Origin of the sequence: Candidatus Phytoplasma oryzae (genome assembly GCF_003263355.1) — a bacterium.
GTDB lineage: Bacteria > Bacillota_I > Bacilli_A > Acholeplasmatales > Acholeplasmataceae > Phytoplasma > Phytoplasma oryzae_B.
This window is the reverse complement of sequence record NZ_JHUK01000005.1, coordinates 1-25,063: the sequence shown is the minus strand read 5'-3', so window position 1 is coordinate 25,063 and position 25,063 is coordinate 1. Positions and strand designations below refer to the sequence as shown.

Here is a 25,063-nt window from a genome sequence, read left to right as displayed (position 1 = left end):
TAAATAATATTTTTATATTTTATATTAATTTATTCTAATTTATGAAAAATTTTATTATAATTTATTTTTTAAAAGTTTTTTTATTCTTTCATTTTTTTGAAAGGATTTTTGTTATTTTGTAAAAAAACTATTTTTTTTTCTAATTGAGATATTTCTGTTTCAAGAGATTGTTTGTTTTTATTTTTTTCTATTAATAATGAACTTTTTTGATTCAAAGTTATTTCAGCTACTTGTAATTCTTGTTTTTTGCTTTTCAATAATTTCTCTTTTGGAGCTAATTCTTGTTGTAAAGTAGTAATTTCTTGTTCAATATTACTATTCTTTTTACTTTCTTTTTTTTTATTTAATTCTTCTTCAAATTTATTATAATCTTCTTGATCTTTTTTTACTTCTGCTTTTATTTTATTTAATACAGTTAATTTACCTTGTACTTCTTTTTCTAAAGTAGATATTGTTGTTTCAATATCAGTTTTACTTTTTCTTTTTTTTGTTAATTCTTCATTTTTATTATTATAATCTGTTTCTGCTTTTTCTTTTTCACTTTTTTTAGTATTAAAATCGCTTTGTTTTGTAGATAATTCATCTTTTAAAACATCTTCAGTTTTTGTAGAAGAATTAGGTTTTGATTTTTTATCCTCTAAGGATTTTTCTGCTGTCTCAAGATCTGTTTTGGCAGTATCCATTTTACTTATTTTATCATCTAGTGTACTTTTTTTAGTTTGTACATTCTGTTCTAAAGTAGTTATTTCTGATGTAATATTAGTTTTCATTGTTTTTTTTTGATTTAATTCCGTATTTTTAGTATCGTAGTCAGTCTGAGCTGTGTTTTGTTGACTTTTTTTGTTATCTAAAACAGTTTTTTTATCTTTTAATTCATTTGTTAAAGAATTTATTTCTTCTTCAAGAGAATTTTTACTTTTTATTTTTTTTGTTAATTCTTCATTTTTATTATTATAATCTATTTCTGCTTTGTCTTTTTCACTTTTTTTAGTATTAAATTGAAGTTCTTTTTCTTTTAGTTCAGCTTCTAAAGTAGTTATTTCTGTTAAAAAAGCTTCTTTATTTTGTTTTTTTATTTTTAATTGTTTTGTAGAAGAATCAATAGTATCTTTTTTTTCTTTATGTTTTCTGAAAAAAAAATATCCTAAAATCGATAATAATATAATTGAAATTAAAACAGAAGATAAAATAATAACTCTTTTTTTATCTTTAAAAAAATTTTGATTATTCATAAATGGACCTTTTTTCATTTTTTTTCACTTTCTAAATATTTGTTACACAAATATAATTTTTTCTATTTTATTTTAAACAAAAAATATTTTTAATTCTTAAGTAATTGTTAATTTATAACTACCTAACTCATTATACTTACAATAAGTCTAATTTATTACATTTTTTTAAATTTTTACTTTAATTATTAAAAAATCATTAAAAAATAAAATAACAAATTTAAAAATATAAAAAATATCATAATAAATCTTACTTTAAATTTATAATTTTATGATATTGGGATCTATTATAAACTATTTTAATTCATTTTGCAAATAAATTTATAATTTTAATATTTTTAATTTTCTTTTATTAAATCTTTTCTGGGCATTTTTAAAGTATTTTATAAATTTTATAAATAATTATTTTTTAAAAAATATATAATAATTTTATTCTTTTTAAATTAAAAAGAGTTACAATAATAAATAATTATCTTTTTTTATTGATAATTTTATAATATAAAAAAATATAAAATAAGAAATTTTTTTGATTATTATAAAAAACATCTGTTATTTATATTTTAAACTGAATAATAATGCAAAATAATAATTTAAAAAAGAATACTTTTTGATTTTATAAATTTCTGCTTAATTTATTTTTTAAAAAAAATTAAATTTAAAATTTTAGATATAAAATAAAAAAATATTAAATTATAAACTTTTTTTATTCTTAATTATAATAAAGTTCAATATTTTTTTGCAAAAAATATTTAATATTATTTATTATATTTGTTTGAAAAAATTTTTATTATCCAAAAAGGAATATATAAAATTAAAAAATAAATAAAACAAATTAAAAAAAAATCGTAATATATAGTAAAAAAATAGTGTAATAACATTAAATATAAAAAATTATATGAAGCAAAATATAAAATAGCTTTGAAAAAAAAATTTAAAAAAAACAAAAAAATGGTTTTTCGAGAACCAATAGGAAAAGAATTATTTTTTAGTTCGTTTATTTTTAATCGAATATTTTCTTTTTTTTCTATCAATAAATAAGCTAAAAAAAAGTATACTGACAAAATAATAAATAATAAAGAAAAATAGTTAAGATGAAAAATATTTTTATTAATAATATTTTGATAAGGTATTTGGATTTCATCGGGCAAAATATTGTTATTGTTATCTCCTTTAGTAGTGACATATTCTTTTTGAGGATTGTTAATAATAACTCTATGCATGATATAAAAATTTTTGGTAATATTATGAAAAATAATTATATCTCCATCAGTAGGAGAAGCTTTTAATCGTCTACATTCTTCCAAAGAAATTTTTTTATTAATCACAAAAGAATTACCAGTTATTTTAGGAAACATGCTATTACTTTTTTCTAAAAAAGTCCAATTATAAGATAAATAAAAAAAAGGTAATTTAATTTTTTTAAAAATAAAATTATATTTAATACATTTTGTTGTTAAAAATAACAAAACAATCATGGAAGAAATAAAAAATGTAAATATAGTAAATATTTTTTTTATAATTTTTTTAAATTTTTTTTTTTAATAGAAACAATAATTAATTTTACTTCCTTATTTTAATATTATTTTTTACTTCAATAAATTTAAATTATTTTAACATAATTTTATAATAATATTTACAAAATATTTTCAGAATATTGTAAATAATATGAAAAATAAAAGATATTATTTATGTATTTTTTAAGAATAAAAAAAATAATAACTGTATTAAAACTCCATTTTTAATTAAAAAAATCAAATAAATAAAAAAAATTTTATTATTTATTCTAAATAATGGGAAAAAAATATTTATTTTTTTAAAAGAAAAAACTAAACTATTAATTTCAATTAATAATTTAGTTTTTTATTTGTTATATAAATTGATATAAAAAAATTTAACTCGAAATCTTATTAATTTCTACTACTTCTGCTACCGCTTGAGCAATTTTTTTAGAAATATTTTTATTAAAAATAGAAGGAATAATATTTTCTTCATTTAATTCATTTTCAGGTATTATTAATGAAAGTGCTTTAACTGCGGCTAATTTCATCTCTTCTGTTATTTTATTTGCTCTAGCCTTCAATGCTCCTTTAAAAATACCTGGGAAAACTAAAATATTATTTATTTGATTTGGAAAATCAGATCTACCTGTAGCGATAATTCTAGCATTGCCTTTTTTAGCTTCTTCCGGCATTATTTCAGGTATAGGATTAGCTAAAGCAAACACAATTGCATCTTTATTCATATTTGATATCATTTCACAATTTACTAAATTAGGTCTTGATAATCCTATAAAAATATCTTTCCCTTTGATAATTTCTGATAAATTACCCTTTTCATTATTTAAATTAGTAATCAGAGACATTTGTTTTTGAATTTTGTTTAAATTTTCACTATTTTTATGAATAGCACCATTTTTATCTACTAAAACTATATTTTTGAAATTCAATGAAAGTAATATTTTCGCTGTAGCTATACCTGCAGCACCTGCGCCTAAAATAACTATTTTTACTTTTTCAACTTCTTTTTTCACTATTTTTAAAGCATTTAATAATCCAGCACTAATAACAATTGCTGTTCCATGTTGATCATCATGAAAACAAGGAATATTTAATATTTTATTCAATTCTTCTTCGATTTCGAAGCATTCAGGAGATTTAATATCTTCTAAATTAATACCACCAAAAGAATCTGAAATTTTATAAATAATATCAATAATTTCTTTAGGATTTTCAGAATTTATACAAATCGGAAAAGCATCAATATTAGCAAATTTTTTAAATAATATAGCTTTACCTTCCATAACCGGAAGAGAAGCATAAGTACCTATATTTCCTAAACCTAAAACAGCTGTTCCATTAGTTATAACTGCTATTGTATTACCTTTTGAAGTATATTTATAAACATCTTCTTGATTTTGAGATATTTTTAAACAAGGTTCTGCAACTCCAGGAGTATAAACTAAAGATAGTTCTTCCATATTATTAATAGATAATTTAGATTTTATTTCTATTTTTCCTTTATTTTTTTCATGAATTTGTAATGCTTTTTCTTTTATATTCATTATATTGATTCCAATCTTTTTTTATTTAAAGTTTATATTATTAATTTTAAAATAAAAGCTTAAATTTTTTTTAGTTAGATATTATTTCATGATTTTGTTATTTATGATTAATTAAATTTTTGATATTAAAATAAAATTATAAATAATTACATATCTTACATATTATATAAAAAAATAACATAAAATATCAATTTTTATTTTTAATTTATTTAAAATTATTTTATTTTTTAAAATTGAAAAAATTTTTAATATTTGAAAAAATTAAAAATATTATTATCAGTATAAAAAAAGGATATTTTTTGACATAAAAATATAAATCTTTTTTTATATTTTTGTTTTTTAAATCATATTTTTTTAAAAATAAATAAGTTTGATTTTTAATTTCTTCTTCTTTGATTTTATTATTTTTTAATTCATTTTTTAAGAAAATAAAAACTTGTTTTTTTAAAAAATCTATTTGATTATTATCAATTAATATTGGATCTATTTTTTCTTCTAAAAAATAAAAATAAAAATAATTATTAATTTTTTTTTCTAATGCAGAATTAAAATTATTTATATAATTTGAAATATCATTTTGGGCATTTTCTAAAATTTTTTCTAAAGAATTATCATTATAAATTAAATTTTGCTTTATTTTTTTTTTGATTTTAATAAAAATGTTTTCTTTTTCTAATGTATTTAAATTATCTAATTCAAGCTTATTTACGATACTATTTTCCCAATAATCTAAAAAAATATTTTCTGTTAATTGATCTATTTTTTCATTTATTTTTATTTTAATTTCATTTTTTCTAATATTCATATTTTGATTATTTTCTAAAAAAAATTCTAATTTTTCAAAAATTTCTTGCTTTGTTTTTTTTTTAATTTCTTCATCATTTTCATCTGATATAAAATGTTTATTAAAATTTATTCGTTCTAAAAAGTTATTAATTATTTGTAAAATTTTTAGTTTATTTTTTTGTTGATGTTGTTCTTTTATATCTCTTAAAATTTTATTTTTTATTGTTTCGATTGAATCCAAAATTTCATTTTTTTGAAAAAAATAATTTGTTAATTTTTTTACTTGTTCTAATAAAACATCATCATCTATTTTATTTTCTTCATTATAAATATTATTTTTTAATAATACAAAACGATGATAAACATCATATGAAATATTTTGTTTAATATTATTTAAATATTGAATAATAATTTCTTCTAATTCTTCTTTATTATTTTCTTCTTGCTTACAAGCTTCTAATAATTTTTGATTAAAATCTAAATCATTTTCTAAAAAAAAGTATTTTTTTATCAATTTCTCTTTTAAATGAAAAAATATTTTTTTATTTTCTTCTATTTTATTTATATCCCAGATAAAATAAATTTTTTTTATTTTTAATTTTAATTTTATAATTTGATCAAAAATATCTTCTAATGTCGTAATTTTGTTTATTTTTAACAAAAATTGCTCATTTTCGTAATTATTATCGTATTCAAAATAAAAACCTAATAATTTTTGAGGAAAAGGGTCTTTTTCATCAGAATAAAATGATTTAATTTTATTTAGATTATCTTCATTAATTTCGATTGTACTTATTACTTTATTATTATTTTGATTATAAAATAATTTTTTATTATTTGTATCCAATAAAATAGCTTTATCATATATTAAACTAAAATAATTCGATTCTTCTCTACTTTGAACATAACTATCTTTAAAAAGATGTCTAATAATTATTTTTTTAAATTCTTTAATTGAAAATAATTCTTCTTGTTGAAGTTTTTGATGTTCATGTTGTGTCCAATCTACTAATATAGATGCTTCAGTTATCCTATCAAAAGCTAATTGTAAATCTATTGGTAAAATTCTTAAATGATTATGTTTTTCATAATTTAAAGATATTAAAGTAGCTTGTTCGAATAATTCTATAATCTTTCTTGGAGTTCTTAATCCATATTCATCAGAAGTTATCATTATTTTTTTAATTATTTCATCAAAATATTTTTCAGTTCTTAAATCTATTTTATAATTTTTAGCAATTTCTTTGAAAAAAATTTTTAAATCATCTCCGTTCCAAAAATTAACTTCAATAAGATTATTAAATCTACTTAAAATAGAATTATCTATTTCATCTTTAAAATTAGTAGTTGCTATAACAAAAACTGGTTTCTTTTTATCTGTATAAATTCCTTCTATTTGAGAAAGAAACTCAGTAACAACATTACCATGATCTGAATGCATTCCATACATATTTCTGTTTTTGAAAACACTTTCACATTCATCAATTAAAATGATACTCGGAGATCTTTCTCTTGCTGCTTCAAAAATATTTCGAATTAATTGTGGAGCTTCTCCTACATATTTTTTAGAAAAATCAGCTGATGATACTATAAAACAAGGTAAATTAGATTCTTTTATAAAAGCTTTTGCTAAAAAAGTTTTACCTGTACCTGGCGGACCATATAACAAAACACCTTTAGGTTTTTTTTTAATTCCATGTTGTTCGTATAATTCATGATTTATTAATCGATCTAAAATATCTTTTAATTGTTGTTTTTCTTTTTTTTTCCCAATAACATCTTCAAAAGTAGGAAAATCTTTTGAATCTCTAAAATATTTATTAGCTGCTAAATTATTATTTTCTTTTTCTATTCTTGCTTTGCTTTCTATTTTTACTTCTTTTAAAGTGTTTAAAGCTTCACGAAAAGAAACGACAGCTTCGCTAAAAATCTTTCTATCTTGTTCTAACTCTTCATTATTACTTTTTAACTCTGTTATTTCGCGTTTATATCTCCCAATTTCATTATTCAAATATTCTTTTTTTTCTATTTCTAATTGCTTATCATTATTAATTTTTCGTTCAAGAAAATCAAATTTTTCATTAATCCTTCGGAACTCTTCCTTCAAATCATTATATTTGGTGATTTCTTGTTGGAGACTACTTGTTAATTTCTCAATACCTTTTGTTAAAATATCTATTTCTTTTTTTAATTGATTTTTTTCTTCTTCAGATAATTGTTGATTTCTTTCTAATTCGTGTTGTTTATGTTCTAATTCTTCAGATTTATCTGTTAACTGACTTAATAAATCACTTGTTAATTGATCTTGTTGTGTTAATTTTGTATTTAATGAAGTAATTTGTTTGCCTTGTTCGGTAATTTTTTTTAAATAGCTTCTATTTTCTTCTTTTAAAGAAGTCATTTGTTCGTAAGCTAAATTTAGTTTATCGTTTAATTGATTAATTTCGCTTTCTTGTTCTTGCAAACGTTTTTGTAATCTTTTTTGAGTAAAAGTATGTAATTTTTTATCTTTGCTAATTTGTGCTAATAATCGTATAGATTCCTCTTTAATTCTTTGAAATTCTGCCTTCAAATCATTATATTTGGTGGTTTCTTGTTGAAAAATAATTTTTAGTATGTCAATATCTTCTGTTAAAATGCCTATTTCTCTTCTTAATTGATTTATTTCTTTTTTAGATAATTGTCGATTTCTTTCTAATTCGTGTTGTTTATGTTCTAATTCTTCAGATTTATCTGTTAACTGACTTAATAAATCACTTGTTAATTGATCTTGTTGCGTTAATTTTGTATTTAATAAGTCAATTTCTGTTGTTTGTTGATCAACTTTTATTTGATATTTTCTATTTTCTTTTTCTAAAATCAAATTTTTTTGATTTAATTTTTGTATTTCTTTTTTTTGGTCTCTTATTTCATTTTCAACGTTTTGCAGAAATTGTGCTTGTAAAACATTATTAATATTGATTTTTGGTTGATTTTGTTCTTTCAATTTTTCTAATTCTGAAATTCTTTTTAGATGATAAATTAAATTATTTATATATGATTTAGAAATAGTTGAAATATTATGAGGACGCCAGATGTTTTTCCAATAATTACCTACATTATCTTGAAAATTTTTTTTTTTATTTTTTAAATAAGTTTCATAATTTTGTCGATCTATTTTATTACCTACAAAAACAAAAACGTAATTATCATTTTCTACAAAAATAGTTTGTTCTATAATATCTGGAAATTCATACATTATATTATTTTCGTCTAATAATTTTATCCTATATTGTAAATTATTTTTATTTTCTGGAATTACGTTAAAATATTTTGATTCAAAAAAGTATTCTGTTATTTGTTTAATAACCTCTTTTAATAAATATTCATCATTCGCTAATTCTGGAAATATATTTTTTAATTTTTGAACTGAAATTGAAAAATTAAATAAATTTTCTAAATTTTTGTAATTATAATTTTTACTATAATTAAAAATTTTATTATATTTATCTTTGGTTTGGACTCGATCATAATTCATTATTTTTTTTTTAATTGTATAACTGATTATTGAAATTATTAAAATCATCAATAATAAAATTTTTGTATAAAAAAAAATTAATCTAATGAAAAAATATATAAAAAACAATATTGTTTTTTTTATATTTTTAAATTTATTTTTTTTTTTCATTTTTTTAAATTTATTTTAAATCTTTCTAAAAAAAATTATTGTTTAATTTCAACAATTAAATAATAAAAAAGTTTCAAAAAAATAAACTATATTTATATTATAAAAATCAAGAAATTAAACTTTATATGATACTATTATTATATCTTGAATACTTATTTTTTGAATATATTTTATTTTTATTTATTTAATAATTTTTCTAAAATTATTTCTGTTGTTTTGATTATAGATCTTTCATCATCATTTGTTGAAATTTCTAATACTTTATTCATTTTTTTATAATATTTAATTATAGGAAAAGTTTCTATTTTATATATATTTAAACGTTTAGAAAAAGTTTCAATATTATCATCTTTTCTTTGAATTAATAAATTTTTATCGTTATCACAAAAATTTTTGATTTTAGGAATTTTAGTTTCTTTATGGTAAATTTCGCCACATTTAGGACAAATAATTCTTCCTATTATTCTTTTTTTTAAAAATTCTTCGTTAGAATTTAAATAAATTACTTTAGTTAAATCAATCTTTTTTTTTTCTAACTCTTTAGTTAAAAAATATGCTTGTTTTAAATTCCTAGGAAAACCATCTAAAATAAATCCTTTTTTTATTTCTTTTTTTTCTAAATATTCACTTATTATTTTATTAGTTATTTCATCTGGTACTAACAAACCTTTTTGTATATAAGAATGAATTATTTTTCCCAATTCTGTTTTTTTTTGAATGTTTTTTCTAAAAATTTCTCCAACGCAAATATGTGGTATTTTGAAATATTTAGATAAAATAGTAGATTGAGTCCCTTTTCCAGTTGCCGGAGGTCCTAATAATATTATTTTCATTTTGAGTTTTTTTAACCTTTCTTGTTAAAAAATTAGAAATATTTTTTTAAAAAAATAAAATTAAATTAAAATTTTATGATTTTCTACATATATGATAATTTTATTAATATAATTATTTTTTTATCTTTTTAAAAAAATAATTAAAAAATATTAACTATATTATTATTCATTATTTAACATAGATAAATACATAATTAAAGTTATGATTATCTATCTTTAATAAATATTTTTTTATTAAAATGAAAAATATTAAAATAAAATTTATATATTTACAAAATAATTAAAAGTAGTGCAATTACTAAAATAAATGAAATAAAAAAGTAAAGTACATAAAAAAAACATATACTGAATTAAACTACTAAAAATTCATTATAATTACATTTTAAAATAATTTAAAATAGTTATTGTTTATTATAAATTAGTTTTATATTTTAATTTTATAAATAAAAAATAAAAAAATTTTCTTATTAAAATATAGTTTTTAAAAAGTTTTCAAACAATATTATAAATTATATTCTTTAATTTAATTAATATTAAATTAAAATTATTTCTGAATATTTTACTTATAATAAAAATTTTAATTAAAAATATTTTTATATCTTATTTATAATCATTTTATAACAGTAGATTATAAAAAATAAAATAATATTTAATTTTTTATATATTTTTTATAAAATGGAATAATTTTTTAATAATTACTTAGTATTTATATCATAAAAAGATGGAAAATGCAATAAAAAATAAAATAAAATAATATCTTAAAAAGTTATATTTTTTTAAATTTTAATAAATTATCTTGAAAATAATTATTTATTTTTTAATATTATTTTTTTTTAATTTTATAAATTGTTTAAATTTTTTATATAAATAATGAAATAAAATTAATCATCTTGACTAATTATGATTTTTAAATTAAAATAGTGGAGAAGAAGGAAATATATTAGATCAAAAAGTTTTAAAAATAAACAAATAAATTAAATAATGAACGGAATTTGATTAAAATTTAAGTGTGTTAAAAAAATAAGTTATTTTTTATTGATTTATATATTTATATAAATCAATAGTCGTATATTTTAGCAATATCTTTTATAATATTCTTTATTATATTTTTGGTTTTATTTTATTTTTATTTTATAGAATCTGTTTTTTTTATTTATTTTGATATGTTTTATATTTAATATATTAAAATAAATAAAAATAAAAAATTAAGATTCTTTTTTCAAAAAAATAATTATATTAAGTAAGGAGATTAAATTTTAAAAAAATGTCACATTATAAAAATCCTTTATGGAAAGTTTCTCGTCGTCTTAATTTTTCTTTATCAGAAACAGGAAAAGAATTAAATAAAAAAAATAATGCTATTTTGGAAAAACAAAAAAAAAGAAAAAGCAAATTAAGTGATTATAGTGTTCAATTACAAGAAAAACAAAAAGTACGTTTAACTTATGGTATATCAGAAAAACAATTTAAAAAGGTTTTTCATAAAGCTAGCAAAATGAAAGGTATACATGGAGAAAACTTTCTAATTTTATTAGAATCTCGTTTAGATAACATTATCTATCGTTTAAATATAGCTAAAACAAGAGCTCAAGCTAAACAATTAATATCTCATGGTCATGTTTTAGTAGATTTTAAAAAAGTCGATATTTGTTCTTATATTTTAAAACCAGGACAACAAATTTCTATTAAGGAAAAATCTAAAAATCTCGAAATTATTCAAAATTCAATAAAAAATAGTAATAAAATTCAAAATTCTAAAAAAGAATATATTATTTTAGATAGTAAAAAAATTATAGGGAAATACATTAGATATCCTGAAAGAAATGAATTTTTAACAAATATTAATGAACAACTTATTGTTGAATTTTACAATAGATAAATAATTAAATTAAATATTATATTTTATTTATTTATTCATTTATTGAAAAATTTGATTTAATATTTATAATTTAAATTTAATATTATTTAAAATAAATAAAATTTAAATTATTTTTTTAAAAAAATAATTTAAAAAAATGTGAACAAAATGAATAAAAAAAATAAAGATTATTTTTCTTTTTATAAAAAAATTAGCCTTCAAAATATAGAAGAAACAGAAAAATATTTTCAAACTAGTTTAAAAACAGGATTAACTTTGGAAAAAATTAAAGAAAAAAAATTAATTTATGGTTTTAATATTCTAAACCAAAAAAAAAAAAATTTTTTCCAAAAAAGTATAAGAATTTTATTAAATCCTTTTAATATTTTATTATTTATTTTAATTTTTGTTACATTTTTTAAAGAAGTTTATTTAGAAAAAGAAAAAAATTATTCAACTATTTTGATAATTATCGCTATCTTATTCATTTCTAACATAATTTATTTTATACAAGAATTTAAATTGTCAAAAATTTCTGAAAAATTTAAAAAAATTATTCAAACAAATGTTTCTGTTAAAAGAAATGGTCTTACTTATAAAGTTAATTCTGAGGAAATTATTGTAGGAGATATTATTTTTTTATCAGCCGGAGATATTATACCAGCTGATATAAAATTATGCGAAACTAAAGATTTTTTTGTTAAAGAAACTAGTTTAACTGGAGAAAATGAACCAATAGAAAAATATTCTTTTTGTAAACAAAATTATATTAACATTTTAGAAGATAGAAGAATAGCATTTATGGGGACTAATGTAATATCTGGTTATGCTAAAGGTATTGTTATTTCGATAGGAAATAAAACTTATTTAGGAAAAATAAATGAATTAGCTAATAAAAATCGTAATTTCAATTATCAAAAAGATATTAATTCTATATCCAAATTATTAATAATTTCTACTTTATTTATATTTCCTTTAATTTTTATTATTAATTGGTTTAAAAACCCATCTGATTTTGATTTTTTAAATATTTTTTTATTATCATTAACTATTATTTTAGGAATGACTCCTGAAATGTTGCCATTAATTACTACATTATCTTTTTTTCATGGTGTTATTAATTTATCAAAAAAAAATATTATTATTAAAAGTTTATATTCTATACAAGATTTAGGTACTATGAATTTATTATTTACAGATAAAACAGGCACTTTAACTGAAAATAAAATTAAAATTAATAATTATTTGAATTTAAATAATTGTATTAGTAAAAAAGTTTTAAAATATTCTTTTTTAAATAGTTATTTTCAGACAGGATTTAAAAGTTCTATTGATATTTCTATAATCGAAGAAATGAAGAAAAAAAAATATTTTTTAAGTTGGGAATATTTTAAAAAAAAAAAAATAGATGAAATTCCTTTTGATTTTAAAAGAAGAATTGTTAGTGTTATTATCAGTGAACATGAAAATACAAATATTACAAAAGTAATCAGTAAAGGAGCAGTTGAGGAAATTTTAGATATTTGTAATTATGCTGAAATTATAGAACCTGAAACTAATTCTAAAAAATTAATTAAAATTAATAAAAAAAAAGTTTTGGATAAAATTAGTTATTATAACAAAAAAGGAATGCGTGTTATAGGAGTTGCATATAAAGATATTCATAAAAAATATGATCCTAATATTGATAAAAAATTAGAATCAGATATGATTATGATCGGATTCTTAACCTTTTTTGATATTCCGAAAAAAAGTGCTATCGAAGTTATTAATTCATTAAAAAAATTAAATATCCAAGTTAAAATTTTAACAGGTGATAATGAAATTTTAACCAAAAATATCGCTTCTCAAATTAATATTGAAAATCATAATGATGTTCTTTTAGGAAAAGATATAGATAAAATGAATGATGAATATTTATATCAAAAGTCTTTAAAAATAAATATTTTTGCTAAATTAACTCCAGAAAATAAAGCTAGAATTGTATCTATTTTTAAAAAAAAAAAAAACATCATAGGTTTTATGGGTGATGGTATTAACGATGCTTCTGCTATGAAATACGCTAATTTAGCCATTTCAGTAGAAACAGGCGTTGATATAGCCAAAGAAGCATCAGATATTATAATTTTAGACAAAGACTTAAAAGTTATAATAGACAGTATTTTAGAAGGAAGAAGAATTTATACTAATATTATGAAATATATTAAATTGACTTTATCTTCTAACTTTAGTAATATTATTAGTATAATATTAGCTTCTTTATATTTACCTTTTGTTCCTTTTTTACATATGCAAATTTTATTTTTAAATCTTATATATGATCTAATTTGTGTTTTTTTACCATTTGATCATGTAGATTCAGCTTATTTTAAAAAACCTCGTAAATGGCATTTTAAAAATGTAATTAATTTTATGTTTTTATTTGGTTTTACAGCTTTATTATTTGATCTATTTTTTTGGATTATTTTATATAAATTTATCTCACACGATAGTCGTTTTTTTCAATCTAGTTGGTTTATTTTTTCTTTTTGGACTCAAATTGTAAATATATTTTGTTTAAGAACTGAAAAAGTATTTAAAAATAGTAAAATTTCATTTTTATTGTTATTATCTATTTTAATATCTATTTTTTCTACCTTTTTAATTTTTTCTAGCTCCTCTATTTTAAAATATCTTAACTTTATAAATCCTTTTTATAATAAAAAATATATTTATTTATTAATTTTGTCTATTATTTTTTATATTTTAGCCATATCAAAGGTTAAAAGTATTTTTATTAAAAAATACCAAGAATTATTGTAAAATAACAAAATTTTTTTATTTCTTTTTTTAAAAAAATAAAAAAAAGTTAAGGTTTAATGAATTTATGAATATCTTTCTAAAACTATTACTATATATTGTCATTTTTATTATAGTATTTTATATTTCTCTTTTATACTTTACCTATATCTAAGAGTTATAAAATAACAAAATTTTTTCATTTCTTTTTTTAAAAAAATAAAAAAGTTAAGGTTTAATGAATTTATGAATATCTTTCTAAAACTATTACTATATATTGTCATTTTTATTATAGTATTTTATATTTATCTTTTATACTTTAAATATATCCAAAAGTTATAAAATAACAAAATTTTTTTATTTCTTTTTTTAAAAAAATAAAAAAAGGTTAAGGTTTAATGAATTTATGAATATCTTTCTAAAACTATTACTAAAACTATTACTATATATTGTCATTTTTATTATAGTATTTTATATTTCTCGTTTATACTTTACCTATTTCTAAGAGTTATAAAATAACAAAATTTTTTCATTTCTTTTTTTAAAAAAATAAAAAAAAGGTCGAAATTAATTTATGAATATTATTATTTTTCTAAAAATATTACTATATATTGTCATTTTTATTATAATATTCTATATTTCTTTATGTATTTTTTTTAGTAATTATGAATTTATTAAAATTATTTATTCTCTTTTATTAGGATGTTTATTTGTTTATTTTTTAAAAAATAAAATTTTTAAAATATTTAATTTAGATATTGAAAATAGTTTTGGTGTTCATTTTTATACTTCTTTATTAACTTTTATTTTCCTTGTTCCTATTATCGTTAAAGCTCCTTATTTAAGATTTCATTTACAAAATTTTTCTAAATTTTGGAATAAAAGCAAAAGTTTTATTATGGGTAATAAAGATACTCAAAAAAATATTATAGAAGCTGTTACAGAACTAGCTAAAATGAAAATTGGAGCTTTAATTACTATTGAAAAATATAATTCTTTAGAACAATACGCACAAAAAGCAATTTTAATTGATGGAGTCGTTTCAAAAGAATTATTAATTAATATTTTTTTACCCAATTCACCTTTACATGATGGTGCTGTTATTATTAGAGGTGATAAAATATTATCCGCTGGATCTTATTTTATACTTTCTGAAAAACAAAATTTTGAAAAAACAACAGGTTCTCGACATAGAGCTGCATTAGGTATTAGTGAAAATAGCGATAGTATGAGTATCATTGTTTCAGAAGAAACTGGACAAATTTCTATCGCTTCTGAAGGGATTATGTTAAAAATGAATGATAAAAATCAAATTCAAGAATATTTATCTATTTTTATGATTTAATTTTTTTTAAAAAAGAATTTTTTATTTCTTTAATTAGTTAAAAATATATTTAAAAATTAAATTTTAATTATTTTTTTAAAATATTGAAAAATAATAATTATAATTATTTAAATTTTTATTTCAAAAAAATATTTATGATAAAAAGAAAAGGTTTAAGAAAATGTCTTATATAGCTTTATATCGAAAATATAGACCTCAGAATTTTTATGATATGATGGGACAATATGTAGTTATTCAAACTCTTAAAAACGCTATTAAATATAAAAAAATTCATCATTGTTATTTATTAAGCGGAAATAAAGGTATCGGAAAAACTACTTTAGCAAATATTTTTGTTAAAAATATAAATTGTTTGACTCCTAAAAATGAAGATTGTTGTAATAATTGTGTTGCTTGTGTTTCTATTAATCAAAAAAATAGTTTAGATATTATTGAAATTGATGGAGCTTCTTATAATGGCGTAGATGAAATTAGAGAATTACATAATAAAGCATGTTATAAACCAAACCTATTAAAATATAAAGTATATATAATTGATGAAGTACATGTTTTATCTAATAATGCTTTTAATGCTTTATTGAAATTATTAGAAGATCCTCCAAGTAATATTATTTTTATTTTAATTACTAGTGAATTAAGAAAAATTCCTAAAACTATTATTTCTAGAACTCAACATTTTCATTTAAAAAATATCTCTATTGAACATATTCAAACTAAAATAAGAGATATTGTTGATAAAGAAAAAATTTTGATAGATAAAGATGCTGTCAATATGATTGCTTTTTATGCTCATGGTAGTTTAAGAGATGCTTTGAACTTATTAGATCAAACCAATTCTTTTAAAAATAATATTAAGATTAAAAGAAAAGATATTGAAGAAATTTTAGGAGTTGTATCAAATGATAAAATTGAAATATTATCTCAATATTTCTTAGAAAAAGAAGCGAATGATATTATTATTTTTTTAGAAGAAATTTTGTGTTTTAATAATATTAATTTCGATATTTTTATCAATGATTTAATTGATTTTTTTCAAAAAAAAATGATTGATCATTTTAAAAACAATAATAATCCAAAAAATTTACTTTATTATTTATCTATTTCACAAAAAGAAAAATTTTTTGATATTTTATTTCAACTAAAAAAAAATTTAATTAATTCCAAACAAAAAAAAAATTTAATTATAATTAATTTTTTAAAATTACACCAATTATTTAAAGAAAATAATTTTTTTACAAAAAAAAAAATAACTAATAAACCAAAGAATGAAATAACTATTATTAATGAAAATATAGTTAATTTAAACAATAAACAAGAAAAAAAAACTAAATTTGATTCTTCTTCAGCTATAAAAAAAACAAATGATTTTGAAAAAAAAGAAGATAATTTTATTAAATGTTTGAAAAAAATTTTTATTTATAATGATGAAAAATCTAAAGAAATGATACTAAAAGGATGGACTAAATTAAAAAAATTTCCTAATAAAAATTTAGCTATTGCAGCTAATTTTTTATATAAAACTAATTTATTAATGATAAGTTATAATAAAGAGTTTTTATTATCTTGTGATAATGCGGATAATTATAAACAATTATTAACAAGTCACATGAGAAATAAAATAAAATTAATATTAAATTCTAAAAAAGAATTAATTAAAGATTATTTTATTGTTTTAAAAAAAGATTGGGAAGAAATTTTGTATCCTATTTATAATAAGTTTAAAAAAACTAACAATATACAAGAATTAGATTTTTCTAATTTTAATACTACTTTTTATGAACAAAACTCTGTTTTAAATATAGAATTAAATCAATCAATAATAGTAAAATTAGCTAGAGATTTTTTTGGTTTTGATAAAGTAGAAATTATAAATTGAAATATAAGGAGTTATAAAAATGAAATCATCTAACAAAGATATGGATATGTTTTTAAAAATAAAAAATATTCAAGAAAAAATAGAAAAAGCACAAAGAAAACTAGAATTAAGAGAATTTACTTCACAAGTAGGAGATATTCTGATAGTAATGCAAGGCACTAAACAAATAGTAGATGTAAGAATCAAAAATCTAAATTCTTTAAAAAATTTAGATTTAATTCAAGAAAGTATCTTATTATCTTTTAATGATGCATTAGAACAAGTAGAAAAAGCTTCTCAAGAATTATTGATAAAAGCATCACAGGAGTATGAGTTTTAGACATATTTTTATAATTCTATATTTTTTTATAGTTAATATTTTTTTATTCTATATAATAAAAATTTAATAATAAATAGCTTTAAATATTTAAATATAATAAAAAAGAGGTAATATATATTGAAAAAAAATGAAAAATACAATTTAGAAAAATCTATGTTAGATATTGCTAGTGAAATTTTACAAAAAAATAAAAAACCTATTTCTATTTATAAATTAATAGAAAAAGTTTTTAAAATAAAAAAAATAAATACTCAAAAAAAAGAAAAATTTTCTCAATTATATTTAGATATAGTATTAAGTGGTAATTTCGTATTTCACGGAAATAATCTTTGGAGTACTAAAGAAGATTTTTTAAATTTATGGGATCAAGAACATTTTCATAATATTCCTGATGAAAATAATGATAATATTAAAAAAGAAGAAATAGAAAAAAAAATTTTTAATTTTGATGATTTTATATTAAATAAAAACGAATCAGAAGAAAATGATTCAGAAGAAACAGAAATTGATGCTTCAATATCAGAAGAAAATTTTTATCTTGATATTGATGATAAAAATATTTTAGAAAATGATGAAAAAGAAAAAAACGATGATATAGATGATATTTAAACAATATATGATGTTTTTATAAAAAAATCAATAAAAGTTTTATTTAAATGATTAAATGATTATGAAAAATAGAGGTTTTAAAATGTTTTTAGGTTTATATAATTATACTGTTTTATTAACTTATTTAAATTTATTAAGTGGTTTTTTAGGAATAAGTTTAGCGATTAGTAACAATAATTTTGTTTATGCTTCTATATTTTTATTAATATCAGGTATTTTAGACATGTTTGATGGTTTTATTAGTCGTTGTAAAAAAAAAAGATCTATAAATGAAAAAAAATATGGAATTCAAATAGATTCTTTAGCTGATATCGTAAGTTTTGGTATTTTACCTGTATTAATTGGTTGGTCTTTTTTAAAAAAAGAATATATTAGCCAAAATAGTAAAATTTTCTTGTTTTATAATTCTTTAGAATATTTTAAAATATTCTTTCTTTTTTGTGGTAGTTTATATGTTTTAACTGCACTTATAAGATTAGCTTATTTTAATATTATGCATGATAAAGAAGAAGAATTTAATTCTGAAATTTATTATACAGGAGTACCAGTGACTTTTGCTTCTTTTATTTTTCCTTTTTTAGTTTTATTGCGAAATATATCACAAAAATTTTGTAATACAAAATACTATTTTGTTTTTTTTCAATATTATTTAAAAATTTTTCCTATTTTTTATCTTTTGGCTATAATTTTATTATCTTTTTTATTTATTTTTGATAAAATTAAAATTAAAAAGCAAAAAAATATTTTTTTAATTATGCTTTTATCATTATTTTTAATTTTATTAATGTTCTTAATCTACTTATTTTATAATGATATAGAATAAATAAAGAATAAAGGTTTAAGTCAAAATGTCTAGAAAAAAAAATGAAAAAAGTTTTTTTATAAGTAAAAAAAAAGAAAAAAATATTTTTTTATATTCTAATATAAATCGAAAACTTTGGAAAAGAATTCTTTTAAGAATTACAATTACCAAATTATTTTCTAATATAATTAGTTTTTATTTAAAATCTTTTTTTTCCAAAATACATATTAAAAAAATAGTTTATAATAACAATATTAATTTAGAATTATTTAAAAGAAAAAAATTCAACTCTTTCAATGATTTTTTTATTCGTGAATATAAAAAAATATTTTTTTCTCAAAAAAAATCTATTTTTATAAGTCCTTGTGAAGGTTTAATATCTATTTACCCTATTCATCGTGATAGTATCTATACTATTAAAAATACTAAATATCATATTAGTGATCTTTTAAATAATGATCTATTATCGGAATATTATACAAATGGAAATATTATTATTTTTAGATTAAGACCTTCTGATTATCATCGTTATATTTTTATAGATCATGGTTTTAGAAAAGAAAAAATTAATAAAATAAAAGGAAAATTACATACTATCAAACCTATAGCATTTAAATATTTTAATGTTTTTAAAGAAAATAATCGTGAATATAGTATTTTAAAAACTGAAAATTTTGGCCAAATTGTTCAAGTAGAGGTAGGCGCTTTATTAGTAGGAAAAATTCATAATTATCCAATAAAAAAATTTTCAAAAGGGCAAGAAAAAGGTTTTTTTTCTTTTGGAGGTTCTACTATTATTTTATTAGTCAAAAAAAATATAGTTTCTTTTAATGAACAAATTTTAAAAAATACTTCTAATAACATAGAAACTGAAATTAAAATAGGACAAAAAATAGGTACTAAAAACCATATTTATTAATTTTTTTCATTTTTGTCGAAAGGTAAAAAAAAATGCATAAACAAAAAAAAGAAACTAAATTTATTTTTATTACAGGAGGAGTAGTTTCAGGTTTAGGAAAGGGTATTATTTCTGCTGCTTTAGGACAAATTTTAAAAAAACGTGGTTTTAAAATTTTTATGCAGAAATTAGATCCTTATATAAATGTTGATTCCGGAACTATGAGTCCTTTCCAACATGGAGAAGTATTCGTCACTAATGATGGTGCAGAAACTGATTTAGATTTAGGTCATTATGAAAGATTTTTAGATGAAAATTTAACTAGATTTTCTAATATAACCGCAGGACAAATTTATCAATCTGTCATAAATAAAGAAAGAGGAGGAAAATATTTAGGAAAAACAGTTCAAGTTATTCCGCATATTACAAATGAAATTAAAAATAAAATTTTACAAACATCTCTGTTAGAGAAATATGATATTATTATTGTTGAAATTGGTGGTACTGTAGGTGATATTGAATCTTTACCTTTTTTAGAATCTATAAGACAAATACGTCATGATTTGGGTTTTAATAATACTATTTTTATTCATAACACTTTGGTTCCTTTTTTAACAAATTCAGATGAAATAAAAACTAAACCCACACAACATAGTATTAAAGAATTAAGATCTTTAGGTATTCAACCTCAAATTTTGATTTTGAGAAGTGAAAAAAAAATTTCTCAACAAATTAAACAAAAAATTTCTATTTTATGTGATGTTAAAGAAGAAGCAATTTTCGAAAATACTAATGTTAATATTTTATATGAAATTATTGTTAATTTACATAAACAAAAGATTGATGATCTTATTTTAAAACATTTTAATATCCAAAAAAATTTAAAAAAAAAAGATATATTAAAATGGCAAGAATTAATTGATAAAATTAATTCTTTAAAAAATAAAATTAAAATCGCTTTAGTAGGAAAATATGTTTCTTTTCATGATGCTTATTTATCTACTACGGAAGCTCTTAGACATGCTGCACATTATTATGATACTCAAATTGAAATTAAATGGATTGATTCGGAAAAAATTAATGATTCAAATGTTAAAACAGAACTAATTGATTGTGATGGTGTTTTAGTAGCTGGTGGTTTTGGTAATAAAGGTATTTTAGGAAAAATAATATCTATTCAATATGTTCGAGAAAATAATATTCCTTTTTTTGGTATTTGTTTAGGAATGCAAACAGCAATTATTGAATTTGCTCGTAATGTTTTGAAGTTAAAACAAGCTAATTCTACGGAAATTGATCCTCATACTAATATTCCAGTTATTTGGAAAAAAGATGAAGAAAATAAAATATTAGGAGGTACATTAAGATTAGGTCTATTGCCTTGTTTATTAAGAAAAAATACCAAAAGTTTTCAATGTTTTAAAAAAGACATTATTTACGAAAGACATCGCCATCGTTATATTTTTAATGAAAAATACCTTCCTCTTTTTAAAAATGATAAAAATTTTTTGATTTCTGCTTCAGGAGGTTTAAAATCAGATAAAGATTTAGTAGAAATTATAGAACTTAAAAATCATAATTGGTTTGTAGGTGTCCAATTTCACCCAGAATTTTTATCTAGACCTTTTAATCCTCATCCTCTTTTTAAAGGTTTTATACTTGCATCTTTACAAAAAAGTTTATTAAAAAATAAAAAAGTATGCTTTTAAACAAAAAGCATACTTTTTTATTTTTTAATAAACAATTTTCTTATAAAAAAATTATTTAATATTTAAATCAGATTTTAAAGCAGTTAAAGCTTTTGGAATTGCTTCAATAAGAGCATTATATTTAGTTAAAACATCAGTTGCTACAAAAGAAGTAGCTGCTATAGTAGAAGAAAGTTCTTGCATTTTAGTATTAAGATCTTCAAATTTACTTACCGTTTCATCTTTTACTTTAGATTTTTTTGATGCTACTTCATTATGTTTCTTAATTTTTTCTATTGAATCACTGATACCTTGTTTTAAAGCACTTACTTTTTGATTAGACACAGACGTATTAGAAAAATCAGCAGCAACATATGTTTGAAATTTCAAACTATTTTCTATTTTGGATACATCATCAGATTTTAAAATACCTTTTTTAGAACCGAAAATACCTTTTTTCCAAAGCAAAATTCCGATAATTGCTAAAACTACAACCGAAACTGTTGAAATTATTGTTATTTTTCCTTTTTTGGTTGTCCAAAAATTTTCATTTTGCATAAATATATATTTTATCCTCCTATAAATATCTTTTATGTATTTTATTATTAAATCTTTTTTTTAAAAAGATCCAATACTGTCATTATAACATAATTTAATAATTCAACTAAAAACATTAAACAAATTTTATTTAATTTTTTTAAAAATCTTATGTAGTATTTCATCAGTTTGAAAATCATATTTTTTTAATGAATTTTTTTGATTATCATTTAAAATTTTTTCTATATAATTAAGATTACTTTTTTGGTATAAAAAAGCTTTTTTGATTGATAATTGAATATTTTTATGAGAATATTTTTTTTTAAAATACCAACTTTTTACTATTTCTAATTCAAACCCTGATAAAATTTTTCCTTTTAACTTTTCTAAATTTTCTATAGTTTCTTGAATTTTTTTTTTTTTTTTTTCTTCTTGGAAAATATTTTTTTTCTGTGAAAAAAATTTTTCTAATTTAAAAAAAGTATTATCTAAATTTAATATTTCAATGATTTTATCATTTTTTTTTTTTTGTAATATAGTAAAAAAATCTTTTTTCATTAATTTTTCTAAAATTATTTCAATTTTATTTTTCGAAAGTTTAATTTTTTCAGAAAATTCCAAAGAAGAAAATTTTTTTTGATAATAATGAACAAATAATAATAACAAAATAAATAGTTCTTTTATTTCTAAATTTAAATTTAAATATTCTTTCATAAGAATTTTTTCAATATTTAAATAACCTTCTTCATATAGTATTTTCAACATATTATTTCTTTATTTCAGGAGAAATTTTTTTAAAAGCTTTTTCTGCTGCTTTTTGTTCAGCTGCTTTTTTTGTTTTTCCCGAACCTCTCCCTAAACAATTACTTTCCAAATAAACTTCCGCAATAAATTTTTTTTCATGCGCTAATCCTTTTTCTGATATTATTTTATAATAAATATTTTTTTTTTCTGTTTGCACTAATTCTTGTAATTGTGTTTTAAAATCTATTATATTAATAGTCTTTTTTAAACAAGGCAAAACTATATAATAAAATGTTTTTTTAACTTCTTTATAACCTAAATCTAAATAAATAGCTCCAAAAAGAGCTTCAAAAGCATCTGCTATAATAGAGTAATTATAAATATATCTTTTTTGTTCCCCTTTTCCTAGAAAAATATATTCTTTTAGTTTAATTTCTTTAGCATAAATTAATAAAGATTCTACACAAACCGCTTGAGCTCTTTTTTTAGTCATAATACCTTCATTGTCTTTATTTTTTCTATATAAAAAATTAGCCATTAAAAAATTAATAATTGCATCTCCTAAAAATTCTAATCTTTCATTATCTTCATATTTAAAATTTTTTTCATTAGCATAAGAACTATGTGTTAAAGCGCTAATATATAAATCAACATTTTTAGGTTTAATATTTAATCTTTTAAATAAATTGTCAATACATTTATTCATTATTATTTAGTCTTTCATTGATTTTTATGAAAATATTTTTTTCTATTAAACTTTTTGCTTGAAGAATAGATTTATAAAAAGAATAAGCATCAGTATTACCATGCACTTTAATAACTGTTTTTTTTAATCCTAAAAGTATTGCTCCTCCTAACTCTTTATTATCTATTTTTTTCTTAAATTCTTTAATTTTTTTTTTAAATAAAAAACCACTTATTATTCTTTTAAAAAAATTCTCACTCAAAATTTCTTTAAAAGAATGAGTTAATGTTTCTATTGCGCCTTCATAACTCTTTAAAAGAATATTTGTTGTAAAACCATCACTTAATAAAATATCTGCTTCAGAATTTAAAACATTATTCGGTTCTTCATTGCCTCCAAAAAAAATACTTTTTTCTTTATTTAACAAATTAAAAGTTTCTTTTTCAAAATTTCTTCCCTTCATAGACTCTTTACCTATATTTAAAAGTTTAACCATAGGTTTTGATATTTTGAATAACTCTTTAGCCAAAACAGAAGCACAAATAGCAAAATCTACCATTTTTTTCGGTTGTATATCGATATTAGCGCCTGCATCTAATATAATTTTTTTTTTATTATTTTTTAAAGAACAAAAAATAGGAGCTAAAGCAATTCTATTCAAATAATTTATAGTGCCTATAATTAAATAACTAGATAAAACTAAAGCTTGTGTAGGTCCAGCTGAAATAACTCCTTCTACTTTATTTTTTTTAGCTGCTTGTAAAGCTAAAAACATAGAATGATGAGGATTATCTCTTAATTCTTCTCTAATATTTTTAATATCCATTTTTAAAGAATAATCTGTATGAATAATAAATAATTTTTTTGTAATTTCCTTAGGTAGTTCTTCTGGATGCATATGATTCAAAATATAGTTTATTTTTTTTTGATCACCATAAAGAAAAATATTAATTAATTTTTCTTCCTTTAAAGCTTTACATACTCCTTTAACCACTACTTCTGGAGCTAAATCTCCTCCCATTGCGTCTATAGCTAATTTAATCATAAATATTCGGATCCTTTCTGTCTTTATCAAAAAAAATGTTCTACTAAAGCATTTATTTATTTTTTTCAATTCTAATAAATTATTTTTTAAATTTATTTTTACTTTTTATTTAAAAAAAAAATTTTTACATTTTATTAACTTAAACTTTTTTGGATTAATTTAAATAATTTTATTAATATTAAATCAAATATTTTTAATTATTTTTTAATAAATTCAGTTTTCTTAACAATAACTTTATTTTTTTTATTTATTTTTTAAAAAAAAATTTTTTGTTTAAAATTTTGATTTTTTTATTAATAATAA

18 protein-coding genes are annotated in these 25,063 nt (G+C 18.5%); 9 read left to right on the top strand and 9 right to left on the bottom strand.

Going from position 1 to position 25,063, the window contains the following annotated elements; genetic code table 11:
- Positions 1 to 80: 80 nt before the first annotated feature.
- From DH96_RS01895 to DH96_RS01875, 5 genes are all read right to left on the bottom strand, one after another.
- Entirely contained in the window at positions 81 to 1,250 is a 1,170-nt protein-coding gene (locus tag DH96_RS01895; protein ID WP_145902597.1) for a coiled-coil domain-containing protein, read from the bottom strand.
- Positions 1,251 to 1,984: 734 nt separating this feature from the next.
- A complete protein-coding gene (locus DH96_RS01890; RefSeq protein WP_066540684.1) occupies positions 1,985 to 2,704 on the bottom strand; it encodes a S24/S26 family peptidase in 720 nt (239 codons plus the stop codon).
- Between the two features lie 416 nt (positions 2,705 to 3,120).
- On the bottom strand, positions 3,121 to 4,290 hold the full coding sequence (locus tag DH96_RS01885; protein ID WP_066540687.1) for an NAD(P)-dependent malic enzyme: 1,170 nt from the start codon (positions 4,288 to 4,290) through the stop codon (positions 3,121 to 3,123).
- 220 nt (positions 4,291 to 4,510) lie between these two features.
- Positions 4,511 to 8,641: an AAA family ATPase gene (locus tag DH96_RS01880; RefSeq protein WP_181451613.1), complete on the bottom strand. Its 4,131-nt coding sequence runs from the start codon at positions 8,639 to 8,641 to the stop codon at positions 4,511 to 4,513.
- A 278-nt stretch (positions 8,642 to 8,919) separates the two neighbouring features.
- Positions 8,920 to 9,576: an adenylate kinase family protein gene (locus DH96_RS01875; protein WP_066540173.1), complete on the bottom strand. Its 657-nt coding sequence runs from the start codon at positions 9,574 to 9,576 to the stop codon at positions 8,920 to 8,922.
- A 1,264-nt stretch (positions 9,577 to 10,840) separates the two neighbouring features.
- Here DH96_RS01875 and rpsD point away from each other — a divergent pair.
- The 9 genes from rpsD (at position 10,841) to DH96_RS01830 (ending at position 21,770) form a co-directional block, all read left to right on the top strand.
- The gene (gene rpsD / locus DH96_RS01870) at positions 10,841 to 11,455 is read left to right on the top strand and encodes a 30S ribosomal protein S4 (protein WP_066540176.1); all 615 of its coding nucleotides are present in this window, start codon (positions 10,841 to 10,843) and stop codon (positions 11,453 to 11,455) included.
- A 147-nt stretch (positions 11,456 to 11,602) separates the two neighbouring features.
- Positions 11,603 to 14,236: a magnesium-translocating P-type ATPase gene (gene mgtA, locus DH96_RS01865; protein WP_066540178.1), complete on the top strand. Its 2,634-nt coding sequence runs from the start codon at positions 11,603 to 11,605 to the stop codon at positions 14,234 to 14,236.
- 550 nt (positions 14,237 to 14,786) lie between these two features.
- Positions 14,787 to 15,557 carry a diadenylate cyclase gene (locus tag DH96_RS01860; protein ID WP_066540180.1) on the top strand — a complete coding sequence of 257 codons (771 nt, stop codon included), beginning with the start codon at positions 14,787 to 14,789 and terminating at the stop codon, positions 15,555 to 15,557.
- Between the two features lie 160 nt (positions 15,558 to 15,717).
- On the top strand, positions 15,718 to 17,433 hold the full coding sequence (gene dnaX / locus DH96_RS01855; protein ID WP_066540182.1) for a DNA polymerase III subunit gamma/tau: 1,716 nt from the start codon (positions 15,718 to 15,720) through the stop codon (positions 17,431 to 17,433).
- A gap of 19 nt (positions 17,434 to 17,452) precedes the next feature.
- Positions 17,453 to 17,752, top strand: coding sequence for a YbaB/EbfC family nucleoid-associated protein (locus DH96_RS01850; RefSeq protein WP_066540185.1), 300 nt, complete (start codon positions 17,453 to 17,455; stop codon positions 17,750 to 17,752).
- Positions 17,753 to 17,869: 117 nt separating this feature from the next.
- The gene (rpoE, locus tag DH96_RS01845; RefSeq protein WP_083515901.1) at positions 17,870 to 18,361 is read left to right on the top strand and encodes a DNA-directed RNA polymerase subunit delta; all 492 of its coding nucleotides are present in this window, start codon (positions 17,870 to 17,872) and stop codon (positions 18,359 to 18,361) included.
- A gap of 61 nt (positions 18,362 to 18,422) precedes the next feature.
- On the top strand, positions 18,423 to 19,184 hold the full coding sequence (locus DH96_RS01840) for a CDP-alcohol phosphatidyltransferase family protein (protein WP_245927105.1): 762 nt from the start codon (positions 18,423 to 18,425) through the stop codon (positions 19,182 to 19,184).
- A gap of 25 nt (positions 19,185 to 19,209) precedes the next feature.
- On the top strand, positions 19,210 to 20,082 hold the full coding sequence (locus DH96_RS01835) for a phosphatidylserine decarboxylase (RefSeq protein WP_066540189.1): 873 nt from the start codon (positions 19,210 to 19,212) through the stop codon (positions 20,080 to 20,082).
- 32 nt (positions 20,083 to 20,114) lie between these two features.
- Positions 20,115 to 21,770, top strand: coding sequence for a CTP synthase (locus DH96_RS01830; RefSeq protein WP_066540191.1), 1,656 nt, complete (start codon positions 20,115 to 20,117; stop codon positions 21,768 to 21,770).
- Positions 21,771 to 21,821: 51 nt separating this feature from the next.
- Here DH96_RS01830 and DH96_RS01825 read toward each other — a convergent pair whose 3' ends face one another.
- From DH96_RS01825 to plsX, 4 genes are all read right to left on the bottom strand, one after another.
- Positions 21,822 to 22,307 (bottom strand): hypothetical protein, encoded by a 486-nt coding sequence (locus tag DH96_RS01825; RefSeq protein ID WP_111961370.1) that lies wholly within the window; start codon positions 22,305 to 22,307, stop codon positions 21,822 to 21,824.
- Between the two features lie 126 nt (positions 22,308 to 22,433).
- A complete protein-coding gene (locus DH96_RS01820) occupies positions 22,434 to 23,051 on the bottom strand; it encodes a DnaD domain protein (protein WP_111961369.1) in 618 nt (205 codons plus the stop codon).
- Between the two features lies 1 nt (position 23,052).
- On the bottom strand, positions 23,053 to 23,736 hold the full coding sequence (gene rnc, locus DH96_RS01815; protein WP_066540200.1) for a ribonuclease III: 684 nt from the start codon (positions 23,734 to 23,736) through the stop codon (positions 23,053 to 23,055).
- A complete protein-coding gene (plsX, locus tag DH96_RS01810) occupies positions 23,729 to 24,760 on the bottom strand; it encodes a phosphate acyltransferase PlsX (protein WP_066540201.1) in 1,032 nt (343 codons plus the stop codon). The genes rnc and plsX overlap by 8 nt, the downstream gene beginning before the upstream one ends.
- Between the last annotated feature and the right edge of the window lie 303 nt (positions 24,761 to 25,063).